Below are 20,657 nucleotides of genomic sequence, written 5' to 3'. Positions count from 1 at the left end.
GACTGATGACTGTCCAATAAGTACCTAACCAGTTGGTTTCGCATATTCTGGACGGCGGCTTTTTCCATCCTTCTGCGTTCCAACTCTGGTTGCGTAGCTATGGCTACGCGCCCGTCGTTGCGCCTTGAAGGATGAAAAAATCCACTCGCCAGAATATGCGAAACCAACTGGCCAGGTACTTAAGCATAGATTTTCAGGGAATCCACATCATTATGAGTTACGGGCCAACACCTATAGCCAGCGTTCCAGCCAGTTCGAGCACTACGACGTCGCAATCGTCCCAGTATTGTGCGCCAGTTTCCTATGCCGATGCGGCAAAAAAACGTCCTTCTAATTCAAGTCGGGAAGTTAAACCTCTCAATCCACCAACTCAACTTCCAGAAGGTGTTCGTCAACATTCGACCAATCCCTCAGATATTTCAGGTCGGCAGGCATCTGCCTGCCAGCCTGCCAAGACATCTCAGCCATCACGCTATTGTGCGTCAGGTTCCTATGCCGATGCGTTAAAAGGGCGTAGATCTACCTTAAATCCGAACACTGAAACGTTTATTCCACATTCGCAACTTCCCCATGGTGGTCATCAACATTCGAACAGACCCTCAAGGCCAGCAACTGCATACCAGAGTTCTACTCCCCGGACGTTTCAGACATGCCCTCCTGAAGCTCTTAAAAAAGCGATCAATAGCGCTTTCGCAATGCTCAACAATCAAAATTTCACAGATGCAGAAAAAGCATTCCGGACCATCTTAAACGGCAAACATGGCATACCGAATCAGTTCGACAAGCAGGAAGCAACCATCGGGCTTGCAAGATCTCTAAAAGAGCAAACCCACGAAAAACAGATGGAAGCCTGCTCTATTCTGGAAGAACTCAGGTTAGATGGAAAACTTACAAGGTTCGGAGCTTCGACCATTAATAACCTTGATCTGTGCCTGAGCCTCTGTGAAGAAGCACTTGGAAGACACCTTGATGCCGAAACTCGACTGTTGAGACTGAGAAGAAAAAGGCGCGATGCCGATGAGAGAGCCCTGTGCGAACCCTCTAGCTATTATGTCGCAGATATTAGTAATGCCCGACTGTGGCAGCTTATGGGCAAATACACTCAGGCTGAAACACTGTTCCTGAACATAAAAAAAGAACTGATCAAAAACCTGCAGTCGAAACCCTATTCTCCTGCTACATCAAAACTTCGTAAACACCTCGATACCGTCAACATGGCCCTGATGCGACTCTGGCAGTTGATGGACAAACATCAAAAGGCTGAACTTCTGATGCTCGGCATCATTGGCAAGCGCCCCGATGACGATGAGGACATACTCTGCAGGCCATCTGATCATAAAGACGTTGATCTGGCTCTGACGTTTATCTGGCGGGCGTTGGGCAAGCGTGAGCGGGCTGAGAGGCTGCTGCTGAACATGAGTCGCAAGCATCCCGATGACAGTGAGGAGATTCTGTGTAGCCCCACTGGCCATCGTGCCATTGACATGGCTCTGGTGCGAACCTGGGATGAAATGGACAAACTTGAGCTGGCTGAAAAGCTACTGCTGAGCATGAGTGGAAAGCGCCCCGGTGACAGCGAGGAAGAACTGTGCAAGCTCTGTGGGCATCATGACATTGATCTCTCTCTGGCACTGGTCTGGGAGAGGAAATTCAAATATATACGAACTGAAAAGCTACTGCTGAACATGAGTGGAAAGCGCTCCGGTGACAGCGAGGAAGCACTGTGCAAGCTCAGTGGGAATCGTGAAATTGACCTGGCTCTGGTTCGATTTTGGGAGCTGACGGGCAAATATGAACTGGCTGAAAAGCTGCTGCTGAACATGAGTCGCAAGCATCCCGGCGCCACTGAAGAGATTCTGTGCAAGCCCTGCTGGCAGCTGGAAATAGATCTGACACTGGTGCAATACTGGGAGGTCTCGGGCAAATATCGCCTCTCTGAAAGACTGCTGCTTAACATGAGTGGCAAGGACCCCGATGATAGTGAGGAGATCCTTTGCAAGCCTTGTGGAAATCATGATATTGATCTGGCTCTGGTGATGCTCTGGGAGATGATGGATAAACCTGAACAGACTGAAAGACTGCTGCTGAATATGAGTGGTAAGCACCCCGGTGACGACGAAGACAGCCTGTGCAAGCCCTCTGGCAATCATGAGATTGACCTGACTCTGGCACGCTGCTGGGAGAATGCAGGCAAATTTGGACGGGCTAAAAGACTGCTTGAGCGTGGCTGTGAATTCTATCATTCGATTGAATTTGAACTCACACTATTAAAGTTACCTACCGGGCAAGAAGGATTTATGGAAATGATTAGCCACTATCCGGAAAGTACCAATACCTTACTGGCTAACTCGGTCCATTATTTCAACCTGGCTTGTAAGCAGATCATTCAGGATGACCCGGAGTCAGGACAAGATAACCTTCATAAGGCTCTGGAATTTGTGGAATCAGCACTGAAGAAATACCCTCCGAGTGCGGGAGCTTTTTCCCAAAAAGCGCACTGTCTCAGAATGCTGGGGAAAAATGAGCACGAATGGAAGGAATGGTTTGATAGAGCAAGAGCCTTTGACTCCAGCCGGACACACAGGGCTAAAACTCATTTTTGGCGAAACAGGGAGGCCGCTGCCCTTCAGAAGTTATCGAACTCCAAAGAATAAAAAAACTTCCTTGAACCTTTATGACTGATGACTGTCCAACATGTCAGCAGCATAGATTTTCAGGGAATCTACATCATTATGAGTTACGGGCCAACACCTTCAGCCAGCGCTCCAGCCAGTTCGAGCACTTCAACATCGCAATCGTCTCCATATTGTGCATCAGGTTCCTATGCCGATGCGGTAAAAAGACGTCTATCCACCTCAAATCGGGAAATAAAATCTCTTACTCAAGCGGTTCAACTTCCACAAGCTGTTCATCAACGTTCCACCTGTCCCTCAGATATTTCGGGTCGGCAGGCATCTGCCTGCCAGCCTGCTACGACATTGCAACCGTCAGGGTATTCTGCGTCAGGTTCAGATACCGGTGCATCAAAAGGGCGTAAATTTACCTTAAATCCAAACGCTGAAACGTTTATTCCACGTTCGCAACGTCCTCATGGTGGTCATCAACATTTGAACAGTCCCTCAAATACTCCAGACTGGCCAGCAACTGCATACCAGAGTTCTACTCCCCGGACCTTTCACCCAGAGGCGAAGACCTGCCATCCTGAAACTCTTAAAAAAGAGATCAAAAGCGCTTTAGCAATGCTCGACAATCATAATTTCACAGGTGCAGAAAAAGCATTCCGGGCCATCTTACACAGCAAGCATGGCATACCGAATCCGTTCGACAAGCAGACAGTAACCATAGGGCTTGCCAGATCGCTAAAAGAGCAAACCCGCGAAAAACAGATGGAAGCCTGCTCTATTCTGGAAGAACTCAGGTTAGATGGAACACTCGACAGGTTCGGAGCTTCGAGCATTGGTAACCTTGATCTGAACCTGAGCCTTTGCGAAGAGGCACTTGGAAGATACTTTGATGCCGAAACCCGACTGTTAAGACTGAGAAGAAAAAGACGCGATGCCGATGAGAGAGCCCTGTGCGAACCCTCTCGCTATTATACCGCAGATATAACTCATGCCCGACTGTGGCAGTCTACGGGCAAATACACTCTGTCTGAAACATTGTTACTGAACATAAAAACAGAACTGATTAAAAACCTGCAGTCAAAAGCCCACTCTACCGCTACATCAAAACTGCGTAATCACCTCAATACCGTCAATACGGCCCTGATGCGACTCTGGCAGTTGATTGGCAAACATCAAAAGGCTGAACTTCTGATGCTCGAAATCACTGGCAAGCGCCCCGATGACGATGAAGACATACTCTGCAGGCCATCTGATCATAAAAACATCGATCTGGCTCTGACGTTTATCTGGCGGGCGTTGGGCAAGCGAGAGCGGGCTGAGAGGCTGCTGCTGAACATGAGTCGCAAGCATCCCGATGACAGTGAGGAGATTCTCTGTAGACCCACTGGCGATCGTGCCATTGACATGGCTCTGGCGCGAACCTGGGAAGAAGAAATGGACAAACTTGAGCTGGCTGAAAAGCTATTGCTGAACATGAGCGGAAAGCGCCCCGGTGACAGCGAGGAAGAACTGTGCAAGCTCTGTGGGCATCATGACATTGATCTCTCTCTGGCGGTATTCTGGCAGAGGATGTACAAATATATGCGAACTGAAAAGCTACTGCTGAACATGAGTGGAAAGCGCCCCGGTGACAGCGAGGAAGCACTGTGCAAGCCCTGTGGGAATAGTGAAATTGACCTGGCTCTGGTGCGATTTTGGGAGCTGACGGGAAAATATAAACTGGCTGAAAAGCTGCTGCTGAACGTGAGTCACAAGCATCCCGGCGCCAGTGAAGAGATCCTGTGCAAGCCCTGCTGGCAGCAGGAAATTGATCTGACCCTGGTGCGATACTGGGAGGTCCTGGGCAAATATCACCTCTCTGAAAGACTGCTGCTTAACATGAGTGGCAAGGACCCTGATGGCAGTGAGGAGATCCTTTGCAAGCCTTGTGGAAACCATGATTTTGATCTGGCTCTGGCGGTGCTCTGGGAGAATATGGATAAACCTGAACGGACTGAAAGACTGCTGCTGAACATAAGTGGTAAGCACCCCGATGACGACGAAGACAGCCTTTGCAAGCCCTCTGGCAATCATGACATTGACCTGATTCTGGCACGCTGCTGGGAGATTACAGGCAAACATGAACGGGCTATAAATCTGGTTGAGCGTGGCTGTGAATTCTATCATTCGAGTGAATTTGAACTCACACTGTTAAAGTTTTCTACCGGGCAAGAAGAATTTATGGAAATGATTAGCCACTATCCGGAAAGTGCCAATACCTTGCTGGCTAACTCGATCCATTATTTCAGCCTGGCTTGTCAGCAGATCATTCAGGACACCCCGGAGTCAGGGCAAGATAACCTTCATAAGGCTCTGGAATTTGTGGAATCAGCACTGAAGAAATACCCACCAAGTGCGGGAGCTTATTCGCAAAAAGCGCACTGTCTCAGAATGCTGGGGAAAAATGAGCAAAAATGGAAGGAATGGTTTGCTAGAGCGAGAGCCTTTGACTCCAGCCGGACATACAGGTCTAAAACTCATTTTTGGCGAAACAGGGAAGCCGCAGCCCTTCAGAAGTTGTCGAATTCCAAAGAATAAAAAAACCTCCTTGAACCTTTATGCCTGATGACTGTCCAACATTTCCAACAGCATAGATTTTCAGAGAATCTCCATCATTATGAGTTACGGGCCAACACCTACAACCAGTGCTCCAGTGAGTTCGAGCATCAGGACATCGCAATCGTCTCAATATTGTGCGCCGGGTTCCTATGCCGATGCGGCAAAAAAGTCTCTAACTACCTCAGGCCGGGAAACTAAATCTCTTACTCAACCGGCTCAACTTCCACAAGTTGTTCATCACCGTTCCACCAATCCCTCAGATATTTCGGGTCGGCAGGCATCTGCCTGCCAGCCTGCTACGACACTACAACCGTCAGGGTATTGTGCGTCAGGTTCAGATACCGGTGCATCAAAAGGGCATAAATTTACCTTAAATCCAAACGCTGAAACGTTTATTCCACGTTCGCAACTTCATCATGGTCATCAGCATTCGAATAGACCCTCAAATACTCCAGACTGGCCAGCAACTGCATACCAGAGTTCTACTCCCCGGACGTTTAACCCGGAGGCGGAGACCTGCCCTCCTGGAGCGGTTAAAAAAGAGATCAAAAGCACTTTCGCAATCCTCAAAAATCAAAATTTCATAGATGCAGAAAAAGCATTCCGGACCATCTTAAACGGCAAGTATGGTATACCGAATCGGTTCGAGAAGCAGGAAGCAACCATAGGGCTTGCAAGATCTCTAAAAGAGCAAACCTGCGAAAAACAGATGGAAGCCTGCTCTATTCTGGAAGAACTCAGGTTAGATGGAACACTCAACAGGTTCGGGGCTTCGACCATTAACAACCTTGATCTGACCCTGAGCCTTTGTGAAGAAGCACTTGGAAGACACCTTGATGCCGAAACCCGGCTGTTGAGACTGAGAAGAAAATGGCGCGATGCCGATAAGAAAGCCCTGTGCAAACCTTCCCGCTATTATGACGCAGATATTACTCATGCACGACTGTGGCAGTCTATGGGCAAATACACTCTGGCTGAAACACTGTTACAGAACATAAAAACAGAACTGATTAAAAACCTGCAGTCAAAACCCTACTCTCCTGCTATAGCACAACTGCCTAAATACCTCGATACCGTCAATATAGCCCTGGGGCGACTCTGGCAGTTGCTGGACAAACATCAAAAGGCAGAACTTCTGATGCTCGACATCATTGGCAAGCGCCCCGATGACGATGAGGACATACTCTGCAGGCAATCTGATCATAAAGACGTTGATCTGGCTCTGACGGTTATCTGGCGGGCGTTGGGCAAGCATGAACGGGCTGAGAGGCTGCTGCTGATCATGAGTCGCAAGCATCCCGATGACAGTGAGGAGATTCTGTGTAGCCCCACTGGCCATCGTGCCATTGACATGACTCTGGTGCGAACCTGGGATGAAATGGACAAATTTGAGCTGGCTGAAAAGCTACTGCTGAACATGAGTGGAAAGCGCCCCGGAGACAGCGAGGAAGAACTGTGCAAGCCCTGTGGGCATCATGACACTGATCTCACTCTGGCACTACTCTGGCAGAAGAAATACAACTATATACGAACTGAAAAGCTACTGCTTAACATGAGTGGAAAGCGCCCCGGTGACAGCGAGGAAGCACTGTGCAAGCTCTGTGGGAATCGTGAAATTGACCTGGCTCTGGTGCGATTTTGGGGGCTGGTGGGCAAATATAAACTGGCCGAAAAGCTGCTGCTGAACATGAGTCGCAAGCATCCCGGCGCCAGTGAAGAGATCCTGTGCAAACCCTGCTGGCAGCAGGAAATTGATCTGACACTGGTGCGATACTGGGAGGCCTTGGGCAAATATCACCTCTCTGAAAGACTGCTGCTTAACATGAGTGGCAAGGACCCCGATGACAGTGAGGAGAGCCTTTGCAAGCCTTGTGGAAACAATGATTTTGATCTGGCTCTGGCGATGCTCTGGGAGATGATGGAAAAACCTGAACGGACTGAAAGACTGCTGCTGAACCTGAGTGGTAAGCACCCCGATGACGACGAAGACAGCCTTTGCAAGCCCTCTGGCAATCATGACATTGACCTGACTCTGGCACGCTGCTGGGAGATTACAGGCAAACTAGGACGGGCTAAAAGACTGGTTGAGCGTGGCTGTGAATTCTATCATTCGAATGAATTTGAACTCACACTGTTAAAATTATCTGTCGGGCAAGAAGGATTTATGGAAATGATTAGCCGCTATCCGGAAAGTGCCAATACCTTGCTGGCTAACTCGATCCATTATTTCAGCCTGGCTTGTGAGCAGATCATTCAGGATAACCCTGAGTCAGGACAAGATAACCTTCATAAGGCTCTGGAATTTGTGGAATCAGCACTGACAAAGTACCCACCGAGTGCGGGAGTTTATTCCCAAAAAGCGCACTGTCTCAGAATGCTGGGAAAAAGTGAGCAAGAATGGAGGGAATGGTTTGATAGAGCGGAAGCCTTTGACTCCAGCCGGACATACAGGGCGAAAACTCATTTTTGGCGAAACAGGGAGGCCGCTGCCCTGCAGAAGTTATCGAATCTCAAAGAATAAAAAAACTTCCTTGAACCTTTATGACTGATGACTGTCCAATAACTACCTAACCAGTTGGTTTCGCATATTCTGGACGGCGGCTTTTTCCATCCTTCTGCGTTCCAACTCTGGTTGCGTAGCTATGGCTACGCGCCCGTCGTTGCGCCTTGAAGAATGAAAAAATCCACTCGCCAGAATATGCGAAACCAACTGGCCAGGTACTGAGCATAGATTTTCAGGGAATCTACATCATTATGAGTTACGGGCCAACACCTACAACCAGCGCTCCAGCCAGTTCGAGCACTGCGACATCGCAATCGTCTCAATATTGTGTGTCTGGCTCCTATGCCGATGCGGTTAGAAAACGTCTATCTACCTCTAATCGGGAAACTAAATCTCTTACTCAACCTGCTCAACTTCCACGAGGTGTTCGTCAACATTCGACCAATCCCTCAAATATTTCGGGTCGGCAGGCATCTGTCTGCCAGCCTGCTAAGACATCTCGGCCGTCACAGTATTGTGCGTCAGGTTCAGATACCGGTGCATCAAAAGGGCGTAGATCTACCTTAAATCCGAAAGCTGAAAGGTTTATTCCACGTTCGCAACGTCCTCATGGTGGTCATCAACATTCGAACAGTCCCTCAAATATTCCAGACTGGCCAGCAACTGCATACCAAAGCGCTACTCCCCTGAAGTTTCACCCAGAGGCGAGGGCCTGCCCTCCTGAAATTCTTAAAAAAAAGATCAAAAGCGCTTTCGCAATGCTCAACAATCAAAATTTCACAGATGCAGAAAAAGCATTCCGGGCCCTCTTAAACGGCAAGCATGGCATACCGAATCGGTGCGAAAAGCAGGAAGCAACCATAGGGCTTGCAAGATCTCTAAAAGAGCAAACCTGCGAAAAACAGATGGAAGCCTGCTCTATTCTGGAAGAACTCAGGTTAGATGAAAAACTTACCAGGTTCGGGGCTTCGACCATTAATAACCTTGATCTGACCCTGAGCCTTTGTGAAGAAGCACTTGGAAGACACCTTGATGCCGAAACTCGACTGTTGAGACTGAGAAGAAAATGGCGCGATGCCGACATGAGAGCCCTGTGTGAACCTTCTCGCTATTATGCCGCAGATATTAGTAATGCCCGACTGTGGCAGTCTATGGGCAAATACACTCTGGCTGAAACACTATTACTGAACATAAAAACAGAACTGATTAAAAACCTGCAGTCAAAACCTTACTCTCCTGCTACAGCACAACTGCCTAAATACCTCCATACCGTCAATATGGCCCTGGGGCGACTCTGGCAGTTGCTGGACAAACATCAAAAGGCAGAGCTCCTGATGCTCGACATCATTGGCAAGCGCCCCGATGACGATGAGGACATACTCTGCAGGCAATCTGATCATAGAGACGTTGATCTGACTCTGACGTTTATCTGGCGGGCGTTGGGCAAGCAAGAGCGGGCTGAGAGGCTGCTGCTGAACATGAGTCGCAAGCATCCCGATGACAGTGAGGAGATTCTGTGTAGCCCCACTGGCCATCGTGCCATTGACATGACTCTGGTGCGAACCTGGGATGAAATGGACAAATTTGAGCTGGCTGAAAAGCTACTGCTGAACATGAGTGGAAAGCGCCCGGGTGACAGCGAGGAAGAACTTTGCAAGCTCTGTGGGCATCATGACACTGATCTCACTCTGGCACTACTCTGGCAGAGGAAATGCAACTATATACGAACTGAAAAGCTACTGCTGAACATGAGTGGAAAGCGCCCCGGCGACAGCGAGGAAGCACTGTGCAAGCCCTGTGGGAATCGTGAAATTGACATGGCTCTGATGCGATATTGGGAGCTGACGGGCAAATATAAACTGGCTGAAAAGCTGCTGCTGAACATGATTCGCAAGCATCCCGGCGCCAGTGAAGAGATCCTGTGCAAGCCCTGCTGGCAGCTGGAAATTGATCTGACACTGGTACGACACTGGCAGGTCTCGGGCAAATATCACCTCTCTGAAAGACTGCTACTTAACATGAGTGGCAAGGACCCTGATGGCAGTGAGGAGAGCCTTTGCAAGCCTTGTGGAAATTATGATATTGATCTGGGTCTGGCGACGCTCTGGGTGATGATGGATAAACCTGAACGGGCTGAAAGACTGCTGCTGAACATAAGTGGTAGGCACCCCGGTGACGACGAAGACAGCCTGTGCAAGCCCTTTGGCAATCATGACATTGACCTGACTCTGGCACGCTGCTGGGAGATTACAGGCAAACTTGGACGGGCTAAAAGACTGGTTGAGCGTGGCTGTGAATTCTATCATTCGAATGAATTTGAACTCACACTGTTAAAATTATCTGTCGGGCAAGAAGGATTTATGGAAATGATTAGCCGCTATCCGGAAAGTGCCAATACCTTGCTGGCTAACTCGATCCATTATTTCAGCCTGGCTTGTGAGCAGATCATTCAGGATAACCCTGAGTCAGGACAAGATAACCTTCATAAGGCTCTGGAATTTGTGGAATCAGCACTGACAAAGTACCCACCGAGTGCGGGAGTTTATTCCCAAAAAGCGCACTGTCTCAGAATGCTGGGAAAAAGTGAGCAAGAATGGAGGGAATGGTTTGATAGAGCGGAAGCCTTTGACTCCAGCCGGACATACAGGGCGAAAACTCATTTTTGGCGAAACAGGGAGGCCGCTGCCCTTCAGAAGCTATCGAATCTCAAAGAATAAAAAATATCCTTGAACCTTTATGACTGATGACTGTCGAATAAGTACCTAGTGCAGCCAAGCCTTGATATCCATACAGGCCACTCGTTCCGATACTCTGAGGTCGTCATTCCCGCGAAGGCGGGAATCCAGCGCCAACAGCGGGTCTCTGCCTTCTCGCGGATGAAAAGGCCAGGGGGACACCGGGCAGTATGGTTCTGGTGATGAGTCTGTGTGGATTCCCGCCTTCGCGGGAATGACGGGAGTGAGGCCGGAAATGACGGGAGGGGAACGGGTTTTGCGACACCCTCTGTTGCGTGGGAACGAGGGGTGTATGGATATCAGAGCTTAGCTGCACTAGGTACTTAGCATAGATTTTCAGGGAATCTACATCATTATGAGTTACGGGCCAACACCTACAACCAGCGCTCCAGCCAGTTCGAGCTGTACGACATCGCAATCGTCTCCATATTGCGCGTCAGGTTCCTATGCCGATGCGGCAAGAAACCGTCAATCCACCACAAATCGGGAAATAAAATCTCTAACTCAATCGGCTCAACTTCCACAAGTTGTTCATCAACGTTCCACCAGTCCCTCAGATATTTCAGGTCGGCAGGCATCTGCCTGCCAGCCTGCTACGACATCTCAGCCGTCAGGGTACTGTGCGTCAGGCTCAGATACCGGTGCATCAAAAGGGCGTAGATCTACCTTAAATCCGAACGCTAAAACGTTTATTCCACGTTCACAACTTCCTCATGGTGGTCATCAAGATTCGAACAGACCCTCAAGGCCAGCAACTGCAGACCAGAGTTCTACTCTCCGGACCTTTCACCCAGAGGCGAAGACCTGCCCTCCTGAAGTTTTTAAAAAAGAGATCAAAAGCGCTTACGCAATGCTCAACAATCAAAATTTCATAGATGCAGAAAAAGCATTCCGGACCCTCTTAAACGGCAAGCATGGCATACCGAGTCGCTTCGACAAGCAGGAAGCAACCATAGGGCTTGCAAGATCTCTAAGAGAGCAAACCCACGAAAAACAGCTGGAAGCCTGCTCTATTTTGGAAGAGCTCAGGTTAGATGAAAAACTTACCAGGTTAGGAGCCTCGACCATTAGTAACCTTGATCTGTGCCTGAGCCTCTGTGAAGAAGCACTTGGAAGACACCTTGATGCCGAAACCCGACTGTTGAGACTGAGAAAAAAAATGCGCAATGCCAATGAGAGAGCCCTGTGCGAACCTTCTCACTATTATGCCGCAGATATCAGTAATGCACGACTTTGGCAGCTTATGGGCAAATACACTCTGGCTGAAACATTGTTACTGAACTTAAAGACAGAACTGATTAAAAACCTGCAGTCAAAACCCTATTCTCCTGCGACATCAAAACTGCGTAGACACCTCGATACCGTCAACATGGCCCTGATGCGACTCTGGCAGTTGATGGGCAAACATCAAAAGGCTGAACTTCTGATGCTCGACCTCATTGGCAAGCGCCCCGATGACGATGAGGACATACTCTGCAGGCAATCTGATCATAAAGACGTTGATCTGGCTCTGACGTTTATCTGGCGGGCGTTGGGCAAGCATAAGCGGGCTGAGAGACTGCTGCTGAACATGAGTCGCAAGCATCCCGATGACAGTGAAGAGATTCTGTGTCGCCCCACTGGCCATCGTGCCATTGACATGGCTCTGATGCGCACCTGGGATGAAATGAACAAACTTGAGCTGGCTGAAAAGCTACTGCTGAACATGAGTGGAAAGCGCCCCGGTGACAGCGAGGAAGAACTTTGCAAGCCCTGTGGGCATCATGACATTGATCTCTCTCTGGCACTAATCTGGCAGAGGAAATACAAATATATACGAACTGAAAAGCTACTGCTGAGCATGAGTGGAAAGCGCCCCGGTGACAGCGAGGAAGAACTGTGCAAGCCCTGCGGGCATCATGACATTGATCTCTCTCTGGCACTACTCTGGCAAAGGATATACAAATATATACGAACTGAAAAGCTACTGCTGAACATGAGTGGAAAGCGCCCCGGTGACAGCGAGGAAGAATTGTGCAAGCTCTGTGGGAATCGTGAAAGTGACCTGGCTCTGGTTCGATTTTGGGAGCTGACGGGCAGATATACACTGGCTGAAAAGCTGCTGCTGAACATGAGTCGCAAGCATCCCGACGCCAGTGAAGAGATTCTGTGCAAACCCTGCTGGCAGCATGACATTGATCTGGCTCTGGTGCGATGCTGGCAGCTTACAGGCAAATATAAACTTTCTGAAAGACTGCTGTTGAATATGATTGGCTGGCAACCCAATGACAGTGAGGAGATCCCGGGCAAGTCCGGTGGTCATGATGTTCTTTACCTGGCTCTCGCACGGCTCTGGGAGATGATGGATAAACCTGAACGGACTGAAAGACTGCTGCTGAACATAAGTGGTAAGCACCCCGGTGACGACGAAGACAGCCTGTGCAAGCCCTCTGGCAATCACGACATTGACCTGACTCTGGCACGCTGCTGGGAGAATACCGGCAAACTTGGACGGGCTGAAAGGCTGCTTAAGCGTGGCTGTGAATTTTATCATTCGAATGAATTTGAACTCACACTATTAAAGTTATTAACCGGGCAAGAAGGATTTATGGAAATGGTTAGCTACTATCCGGAAAGTGCCAATACCTTGGTGGCTAAATCGATCCATTATTTCAGTCTGGCTTGTGAGCAGATCATTCAGGATAACCCTGAGTCAGGACAAGATAACCTTCATAAGGCTCTGGGATTTGTGGAATCGGCACTGAAAAAGTACCCACCGATTGCGGGAGCTTTTTCCCAAAAAGCGCACTGTCTCAGAATGCTGGGGAAAAGTGAGCAAGAATGGAGGGAATGGTTTGATAGAGCGGAAGCCTCTGACTCCAGCCGGACATACAGGGCTAAAACTCATTTATGGCGAAACAGGGAAGCCGCTGCCCTTCAGAAGTTATCGAATCTCAAAGAATAAAAAACGCCCTTGAACCTTTATGACTGATGACTGTCCAACAGCCTAGATTTTCAGGGAATCTCCATCATTATGAGTTACGGGCCAACACCAACAACCAGCACTCCAGTGAGTTCGAGCACTACGACATCGCACTCGTCTCCATATTGTGCGTCAGGTTCCTATGCCGATGCGGCAAAAAAACGTCCATCTAGCTCAAATCAGCAAGCTAAATCTCTCAATCCACCGGCTCAACTTCCACAAGTTGTTCATCAACGTTCGACCAGTCCCTCAAATATTTCAGGTCGGCAGGCATCTGCCTGCCAGCCTGCTACGACATCGCAACCGTCACGGTATTGTGCGTCAGGTTCCTATGCCGATGCGGCAAAAAAGCCGCCATCTGCCCCAAATCGGGAAGCTAAACCTCTTGCTCCACGCGCTCAACTGGCAAAGGGTGTTCATCAACATTCGAACAAATCCTCAAATATTTCAGGCCAGCAGGCATCAGCTTACCAAAGGTCTACCCCCAGGACGCTTTATCCAGAGGCAAAGACCCCCTCTCCTGCAGCTATTAGAAAAGAGATCAATAGTGCTTTCGCAATACTGAGACATCAAAATTTCACAGACGCAGAAAAAGCATTTCGAGTCATCTTAAAGAAATACCAAGGCAATCTGAGTCCATTCAACAAACAGAACACGACCATAGGGCTTGCAAGAGCGCTGAAAGAACAGACCAACGAAAAACAGCTAGAAGCCTACTCTCTTCTGGAAGCGCTCAGATTGGATGGCACATGCAATAAGTTTGGCGCTTCGACCATTCACAACCTTGATCTGAACCTGAGCCTCTGTGAAGAGGCACTTGGATGGCACTTTGCCGCCGAAACACGACTTTTGAGGCTCAGACGGAAAAGCACCAATGCCTATGAGAAGACCCTGTGCAAGCCTTCTGGCTATTATGCTGCAGATATTACTAATGCCAGACTGTGGCAGTCTATGGGCAAACACAGGCTGGCTGAAACACTCCTCCTGAAAATAAAAGAGGAGTTGATTAAAAAGCTGCAGTCGAAACCGGACTCTCCTGCGGCACAAAAACTGCGTAAATACCTCGGTAAGGTCAATATGGCCCTGGCGCGACTCTGGCAGCTGATGGAGAAATATCAACTGGCTGAAGACCTCTTGCTGGACATGAGCGGCAAGCACCCCGATGACTATATGGACATTCTCTGCAAGCTCACCAAGTGTGAAGACATTGACCTGGCTCTGTCGGTACTCTGGCGGTTAATGGGCAAATATGAACAGTCTGAGAGACTGCTGCTGAACATGAGTAACAAACGTCCCGATGACAGTGAGGACACTCTCTGCAAACCTTCCGGGAATCATGACATTGACCTGGCTCTGGTGCGACTCTGGGAAGAAACGCGTAAACATGAGCTGGCTGAAAAACTGCTGCTACTCATGATTGGCAAGCACCCCAATGACAGTCTGAAGGTTCTGTGTAAGCCCTTTGGGAAAGCTAACATTGACCTGGCCCTGGTGCGGCTCTGGCAGATAATGGGCAAATTTAAACAGTCTTCAGAACTTCTGCTGAACATGTGCGGTTCGCGACCCGGTGCCAGTGAGGAAGAAATGTGCATGCCCTCCGGGCATTGTGACACTGACCTGACCCGGGCTCGATTCTGGCAGATGGAGGGCAGACACAACCTGGCTGAAAGGCTGCTGCTGAACATGGGTGGCAAGCATCCCGGTGCCAGTGAAGAGATTCTCTGCAAGCCCTGCTGGCAGCAGGAAATTGATCTGACACTGATGCGACACTGGGAGGTCACGGGCAAATATCACCTCTCTGAAAGGCTGCTGCTGAACATGAGTGGCAAGGACCCCGATGGCAGTAAGGAGATCCTTTGCAAGCCCTGTGGGAATCATGATTTTGATCTGGCTCAGGCGATGCTCTGGGAGATCATGGATAAACCCGAATGGACTGTACTCCTGCTACTGAACATGAGCAGCAAGCACGCCAATGACACTGAAGACAGCCTGTGCAAACCCTCTGGCAATCATAACGTTGATATGGCTCTGGCACGCTTTTGGGGGAGGATAGGCAAACATGAACAGGCTGAAAGACTGCTTAAGCAAGGCTGTAAATTATATCATTCGAATGAATTTGAACAGGCACTACTCAGCCAATCTGCCGGGCAAGAAGGATTTATGGAAATGATTAGCCACTATCCGGAAACGATCAATACCCTGTTGGCTACCTCTATCCATTATTTCAACCTGGCTTGCAAGCAAATAATCGATACAGGTCCAGAGTCAGGACAAGATAACCTTCATAAGGCTCTGGAAATTGTGGAATCGGCACTGAAGAAATACCCTCCCAGTGCGGGAGCTTTTTCACAAAAAGCGCACTGTCTCAGAATGCTGGGGAAAAATGAGCAAGAATGGAGGGAATGGTTTGATAGAGCGGAAGCCTTCGACGTCAGCCGGGCATACAGGGCAAAAACTCATTTTTGGCGAAGCAGGGAAGCCGCTGCCCTCCAGAAGTTATCGAATCTCAAAGAATAAAAAAAACATCCTTGAACTTTTATGCCTGATGATTGTCCAATAAGCACCTAACCAGTTGGTTTCGCATATTCTGGACGGCGGCTTTTTCCATCCTTCTGCGTTCCAACTCTGGTTGCGTAGCTATGGCTACGCGCCCATCGTTGCGCCTTGAAGGATGAAAAAATCCACTCGCCAGAATATGCGAAACCAACTGGTCAGGTACTTAGCATAGATTTTCAGGGAATCTATATCATTATGAGTTACGGGCCAACACCTACAACTAACGCTCCAGCGAGTTCGGGCACTACGACATCGCAATTATCTCAATATTGTGCGTCAGGTTCAGATACCGGTGCAGCAAAAGGGCGTGAATTTACCTTAAATCCAAACGCTGAAACGTTTATTCCACGTTCACAACTTCCTCATCGTGGTCATCAACATTGGCACAGACCCTCAAATATTCAAGACCGGCCAGTAACTTCATGCCAGCGCCCTACTCCCCGGACGTTTCACCCAGAGGCGAAGACCTACTCTCCTGTAGCCCTTAGAAAAGAGATCAATAGCGCTTTCGCAATGCTCAACAATCAAAATTTCATTGATGCAGAAAAAAAATTCCGGGTCATCTTAAACAGCATACATGGCATACCGGATCCATTCGAAAAGCGGAACGTAACCGTAGGGCTTGCAAGATCGCTAAAAGAGCAAACCTGCGAAAAACAGTTGGAAGCCTGCTCTATTCTGGAAGAACTCAGGTTAGATGGAACACTCAACAGGTTCGGGGCTTCGACCATTTATAACCTTGATCTGACCCTGAGCCTCTGTGAAGAGGCACTTGGAAGACACTTTGATGCCGAAACCCGACTGTTGAGGCTGAGAAAAAAAAGGCTCGATGCCGATGAGAGAACCCTGTGCGAACCTTCTCGCTATTATGCCGCAGATATTAATAATGCCCGACTGTGGCAGTCTATGGGCAAATACACTCTGGCTGAAACACTGTTCCTGAACATAAAAAAAGAACTGATTAAAAAGCTGCAGTCAAATCCCTATTCTCCTGATACATCAAAACTGCGTAAATACCTCGATACCGTCAATATAGCCCTGGTGCGACTCTGGCAGTTTATGGACAAACATCAAGAGGCTGAACTCCTGATGCTCGGAATCATTGGCAAGCGCCCCGATGACCATGAGGACGTACTCTGCAGGCAATCTGATCGTAAAGACGTTGATCTGGCTCTGACGTTTATCTGGCGGGCGTTGGGCCAGCATGAGCGGGCTGAGAGGCTGCTGCTGAACATCAGTCGCAAGCATCCCGATGACAGTGAGGAGATTCTCTGTCGCCCCACTGGCGATCCTGCCATTGACATAGCTCTGGTGCGAATCTGGGAAGAATTGGACAAATTTGAGCTGGCTGAAAAGCTGCTGCTGAACATAAGTGGCAAGAGACCCGACGACAATGAGGAGCTCCTGTGTGAACCCTTTGGGCATCATGATATTGATCTCGGTCTGGCACTGCGCTGGCAGAGGAAATACAAATATATACGAGCTGAAAAACTACTGCTCAACATGAGTGGAAAGCGCCCCGGTGACAGCGAGGAAGAACTGTGCAAGCTCTCTGGGAATCGTGAAATTGATTTGGCTCTGGCACGACATTGGGAGCTGACGGGCAGATATAAACTGGCTGAAAAGCTGCTTCTGAACATCTGTGGCATGCACCCCAATGCCAGTATAGACAGCCTGTGCAGCTCCTGTGGGAACATGGAAAATGACCTCGCTCGGGTGAGACTCTGGGAAATGATGGGCAAACATGAATGGTCTGAAAAGCTGATGCTGAACATGATTGGCATGCCCCCCGGAGCTATTGTGGAAGAGCTGTGCAAACCATTTGGGCATCATGACATTGACCTGACTCGGGCGCGACTCTGGCAGGAAATGAAGAAATTTGAACTGTCTGAAAGGCTGCTGCTGAACATGAGTGGCAAGCACTTCAATGCCGATGAAGACAGCCTGTGCAAACCTTCCGGGAATCAACAGATTGACCTGACTTTGGTAAGACTATGGGACACTACGGGCAAATGTGAACAGGCTGAAAGACTGACCAGGCGTTGCTGTGAGTTATATCATTCGAATGAATGGCAATTAACCCTGTTGTGCTTATCTACCGGGAAAGCGGGATTTCTGGAAATGATCAGCCGCTGTCCGGAAAGTGTCAATACTCTGGTGGCTACCTCGATCCATTATTTCACCCTGGCTTGTGACCAGATAAAAAAAGACGGCCCGGAGTCTGCAAAGGAGAACCTTGAAAAGGCGCTTGAGCAGGTTGAATCAGCGTTGCAAAAGTACCCTCCGAATGCGGGAGCTTATTCACAAAAAGCCCATTGTCTCAGGATGCTGGGTCGAAGTAAGCAACAATGGAGAGAATGTTTTGCTAGAGCGCAAGCCCTTGACTACAGCCGAAACCAAAAGGGGAAAGCCGATTTTTGGCGGAGGCACGAATACATTGCTCTTGAGATAGTAAGAGGTCTCACAGGTTAGATGGCCTTGTACTTTATTACGTCCACTGCCTGTCAAAAAGTGTAAGTTTCAGGGAATTAATGAGGCTATGAATTACGGATTACCAACAACAACCCGTTTCGCGACCCGTTCGTGCACCGCAACCGTTGCCACACCTCAACCGCTGCAATATTGTGCCTCAGGTTCAAATGCTAACACTGAAACAACAAAACCTCCGTTTAAATTAAACCCGAAAGCGCCAGCGTTTATTCCACGGATGCAACCTGATCAACCTGTTCAGAAAGATCCGGGCGTACCCTCAAATATCCTGGACCGGCGAGCAAAGGCATACCAGTGTATGTCTCCCCGAACGTTTCAGCAAAGGGTGAATAAATCCTGTCCTGAAACGGCTAAAAGGATCGATAGCGCTTTCAAACTATTAAAAAAACAAGATTACATAAATGCAGAAGCAGCATTCCGGACCATCTTGCAAGATGAACAACTGAATGAATTCGATCACCAGAGAACCGTCATAGGGCTTGCAAGATCGCTGAAAGAACAAACCTCGGAAAAGAAGAAAGAAGCCCTTACTCGTCTGGAAGAACTCAGGGTGAATGGTACGTTCACCGAGTCTGGAGCTTCAACCATTCGTAACCTTGATCTGACCATGAGCCTCTGCGAACAGGCACTTGGACGGTTCCATGATGCGCAAGCACGACTTTTAAGGTTGAGAAACAAAAAGCCCGATGCAGACGCGGAGACACTTTGCCAGCACTCTGGCTATTTTGACGTTGATATCGCTAATGCACGACTATGGCAGCATATGAGAAAATACCAGCTGGCTGAAAAACTGCTGTTGGGCATGAAAGCAGGGCTGATTGAAAAGCTGCAGTCGGACCCACACGCTGGCATAGTGGAAAGGCTGCATAATTACCTCGATAGTGTAAATATAGCTCTGGTGCGATACTGGCAAGAGGTGTGCCAATATGATCGGGCCGAAGATCTGCTGCTAAACATGGGTGGCAAGCACCTGGCTGAAAGTATCGAAACCCTGTGCAAGCCCTCTGGGCATCATGACATAGACCTGGTACGACACTGGCAGGTGATGGGCAAATATGAATGGGCTGAAAAACTGCTGCTCAACATGATTGGCAAAGACTCCAAAGACAGTATCGAGATCCTCTGTACAGCCTCTGAGCACCCCGAACTCGATCTGTCTCTGGCGCTTCTCTGGCATGCGACAGGCAGACTTCAACTGAGTGAAAAACTGCTGCTCAATATGATTTCCAGGCACCCTGATGACGCTGAGGAGATCCTGTGCAAGGCCTCTGGAAAACATGAGATTGATCTGGCTCTTGTACGACTCTGGCAGGAGATGGGCGAATATCAAAGGGCTGAAATACTGCTGTTAAACCTGAGTCTCAAACACCCCGATGAGAGAGAGGAGTCCTTGTGTCAGCCCTGTGGGCATCATGACATTGACCTGACCCTCGCTCGACTCTGGCAGAAGTTGAACAAACATAAACAAGCAGGAATACTGCTGCTAAACATGAGTGGCAAGCGCCCCGATGCCGCTATGGAAGAACTTTGCAGGCCCTGTGGCAACCGTGACATTGACCTGGCTCTGGCGCTGCATTGGGAGATAGTGAATAAACATCATCTAACTGAAGGGCTGCTGCTGAACATGAGCAACAAGGACCTCAACGACAGTGAGGACAGTCTGTGCATGCCTTGCGGGAATCATGATATTGATCTGGCTCTGGTACGCCTCTGGGAGCTAATCGACAAAGGTAAACAGGCTGAAAGACTGATTGAGCGTTGCTGTGAATTATACCATTCGGATGAATGTGAATTATCCTATCTGTCCTCATCTGCCGGGAAAGCAAAGTTTATGGAGGTGATTAACGGGTATTCGGAAAGTGCCAATAAGTTGCTGGTTATCTCAATCCATTATTTTGTAATGGCGTGTAAGCAGATATCAGAAGCCAGTCCGAAGTCAGGAGAGGAAAACCTCATTAAGGCGCTTGAGCATGTGCAATTAGCACTTGAGAGGTACCCCCCGACTGCGGGAGCTTATTCACAAAAAGCGCACTGTCTCAGAATGCTGGGCGCCAATGAGCAAGAATGGAGGAAATGCTTCCAAAAAGCCCAAGCCCTTGACTCCAACCGAAAACAGAAGGGTAAATCGGATACCTGGCGAAGCAACGAATACGCGGCTCTTCAAAAAGTACTGGCTCAGACATAAGCAT

The 20,657-nt window shown here is 48.9% G+C and carries 10 protein-coding genes; 8 read left to right on the top strand and 2 right to left on the bottom strand.

Features of this window, described 5'->3' with window-relative positions:
• Positions 1-212 precede the first annotated feature (212 nt).
• The 4 genes from ACO6V5_RS02075 to ACO6V5_RS02060 all read left to right on the top strand — a co-directional run bounded on the left by ACO6V5_RS02075 (position 213) and on the right by ACO6V5_RS02060 (position 10,442).
• Positions 213-2,654 (top strand): hypothetical protein, encoded by a 2,442-nt coding sequence (locus ACO6V5_RS02075; protein ID WP_422413714.1) that lies wholly within the window; start codon positions 213-215, stop codon positions 2,652-2,654.
• 78 nt (positions 2,655-2,732) lie between these two features.
• Positions 2,733-5,201 carry a tetratricopeptide repeat protein gene (locus tag ACO6V5_RS02070; protein ID WP_422413712.1) on the top strand — a complete coding sequence of 823 codons (2,469 nt, stop codon included), beginning with the start codon at positions 2,733-2,735 and terminating at the stop codon, positions 5,199-5,201.
• A gap of 79 nt (positions 5,202-5,280) precedes the next feature.
• The gene (locus ACO6V5_RS02065; RefSeq protein ID WP_422134580.1) at positions 5,281-7,743 is read left to right on the top strand and encodes a tetratricopeptide repeat protein; all 2,463 of its coding nucleotides are present in this window, start codon (positions 5,281-5,283) and stop codon (positions 7,741-7,743) included.
• A gap of 740 nt (positions 7,744-8,483) precedes the next feature.
• The gene (locus ACO6V5_RS02060) at positions 8,484-10,442 is read left to right on the top strand and encodes a tetratricopeptide repeat protein (RefSeq protein ID WP_422441903.1); all 1,959 of its coding nucleotides are present in this window, start codon (positions 8,484-8,486) and stop codon (positions 10,440-10,442) included.
• A 45-nt stretch (positions 10,443-10,487) separates the two neighbouring features.
• Here ACO6V5_RS02060 and ACO6V5_RS02055 read toward each other — a convergent pair whose 3' ends face one another.
• Positions 10,488-10,622 carry a hypothetical protein gene (locus tag ACO6V5_RS02055; RefSeq protein ID WP_422132603.1) on the bottom strand — a complete coding sequence of 45 codons (135 nt, stop codon included), beginning with the start codon at positions 10,620-10,622 and terminating at the stop codon, positions 10,488-10,490.
• A gap of 212 nt (positions 10,623-10,834) precedes the next feature.
• On the bottom strand, positions 10,835-11,038 hold the full coding sequence (locus tag ACO6V5_RS02050) for a hypothetical protein (RefSeq protein ID WP_422412503.1): 204 nt from the start codon (positions 11,036-11,038) through the stop codon (positions 10,835-10,837).
• 272 nt (positions 11,039-11,310) lie between these two features.
• Between ACO6V5_RS02050 and ACO6V5_RS02045 the strand changes: the two genes are divergently transcribed.
• From ACO6V5_RS02045 to ACO6V5_RS02030, 4 genes are all read left to right on the top strand, one after another.
• Positions 11,311-13,404 carry a hypothetical protein gene (locus ACO6V5_RS02045; protein ID WP_422412505.1) on the top strand — a complete coding sequence of 698 codons (2,094 nt, stop codon included), beginning with the start codon at positions 11,311-11,313 and terminating at the stop codon, positions 13,402-13,404.
• Positions 13,405-13,473: 69 nt separating this feature from the next.
• Complete coding sequence (locus tag ACO6V5_RS02040) at positions 13,474-15,939, top strand: hypothetical protein (RefSeq protein WP_422138516.1); 2,466 nt, start codon at positions 13,474-13,476, stop codon at positions 15,937-15,939.
• A gap of 234 nt (positions 15,940-16,173) precedes the next feature.
• On the top strand, positions 16,174-18,450 hold the full coding sequence (locus ACO6V5_RS02035; protein ID WP_422412507.1) for a tetratricopeptide repeat protein: 2,277 nt from the start codon (positions 16,174-16,176) through the stop codon (positions 18,448-18,450).
• A 67-nt stretch (positions 18,451-18,517) separates the two neighbouring features.
• Positions 18,518-20,653: a hypothetical protein gene (locus ACO6V5_RS02030; RefSeq protein WP_422412509.1), complete on the top strand. Its 2,136-nt coding sequence runs from the start codon at positions 18,518-18,520 to the stop codon at positions 20,651-20,653.
• Positions 20,654-20,657 lie beyond the last annotated feature (4 nt).

It is taken from the genome of Endozoicomonas sp. ALD068, from assembly GCF_049310145.1.
In the GTDB taxonomy this organism is placed as follows: domain Bacteria; phylum Pseudomonadota; class Gammaproteobacteria; order Pseudomonadales; family Endozoicomonadaceae; genus Endozoicomonas_A.
This window is presented reverse-complemented; position numbering and strand designations above follow the sequence as displayed.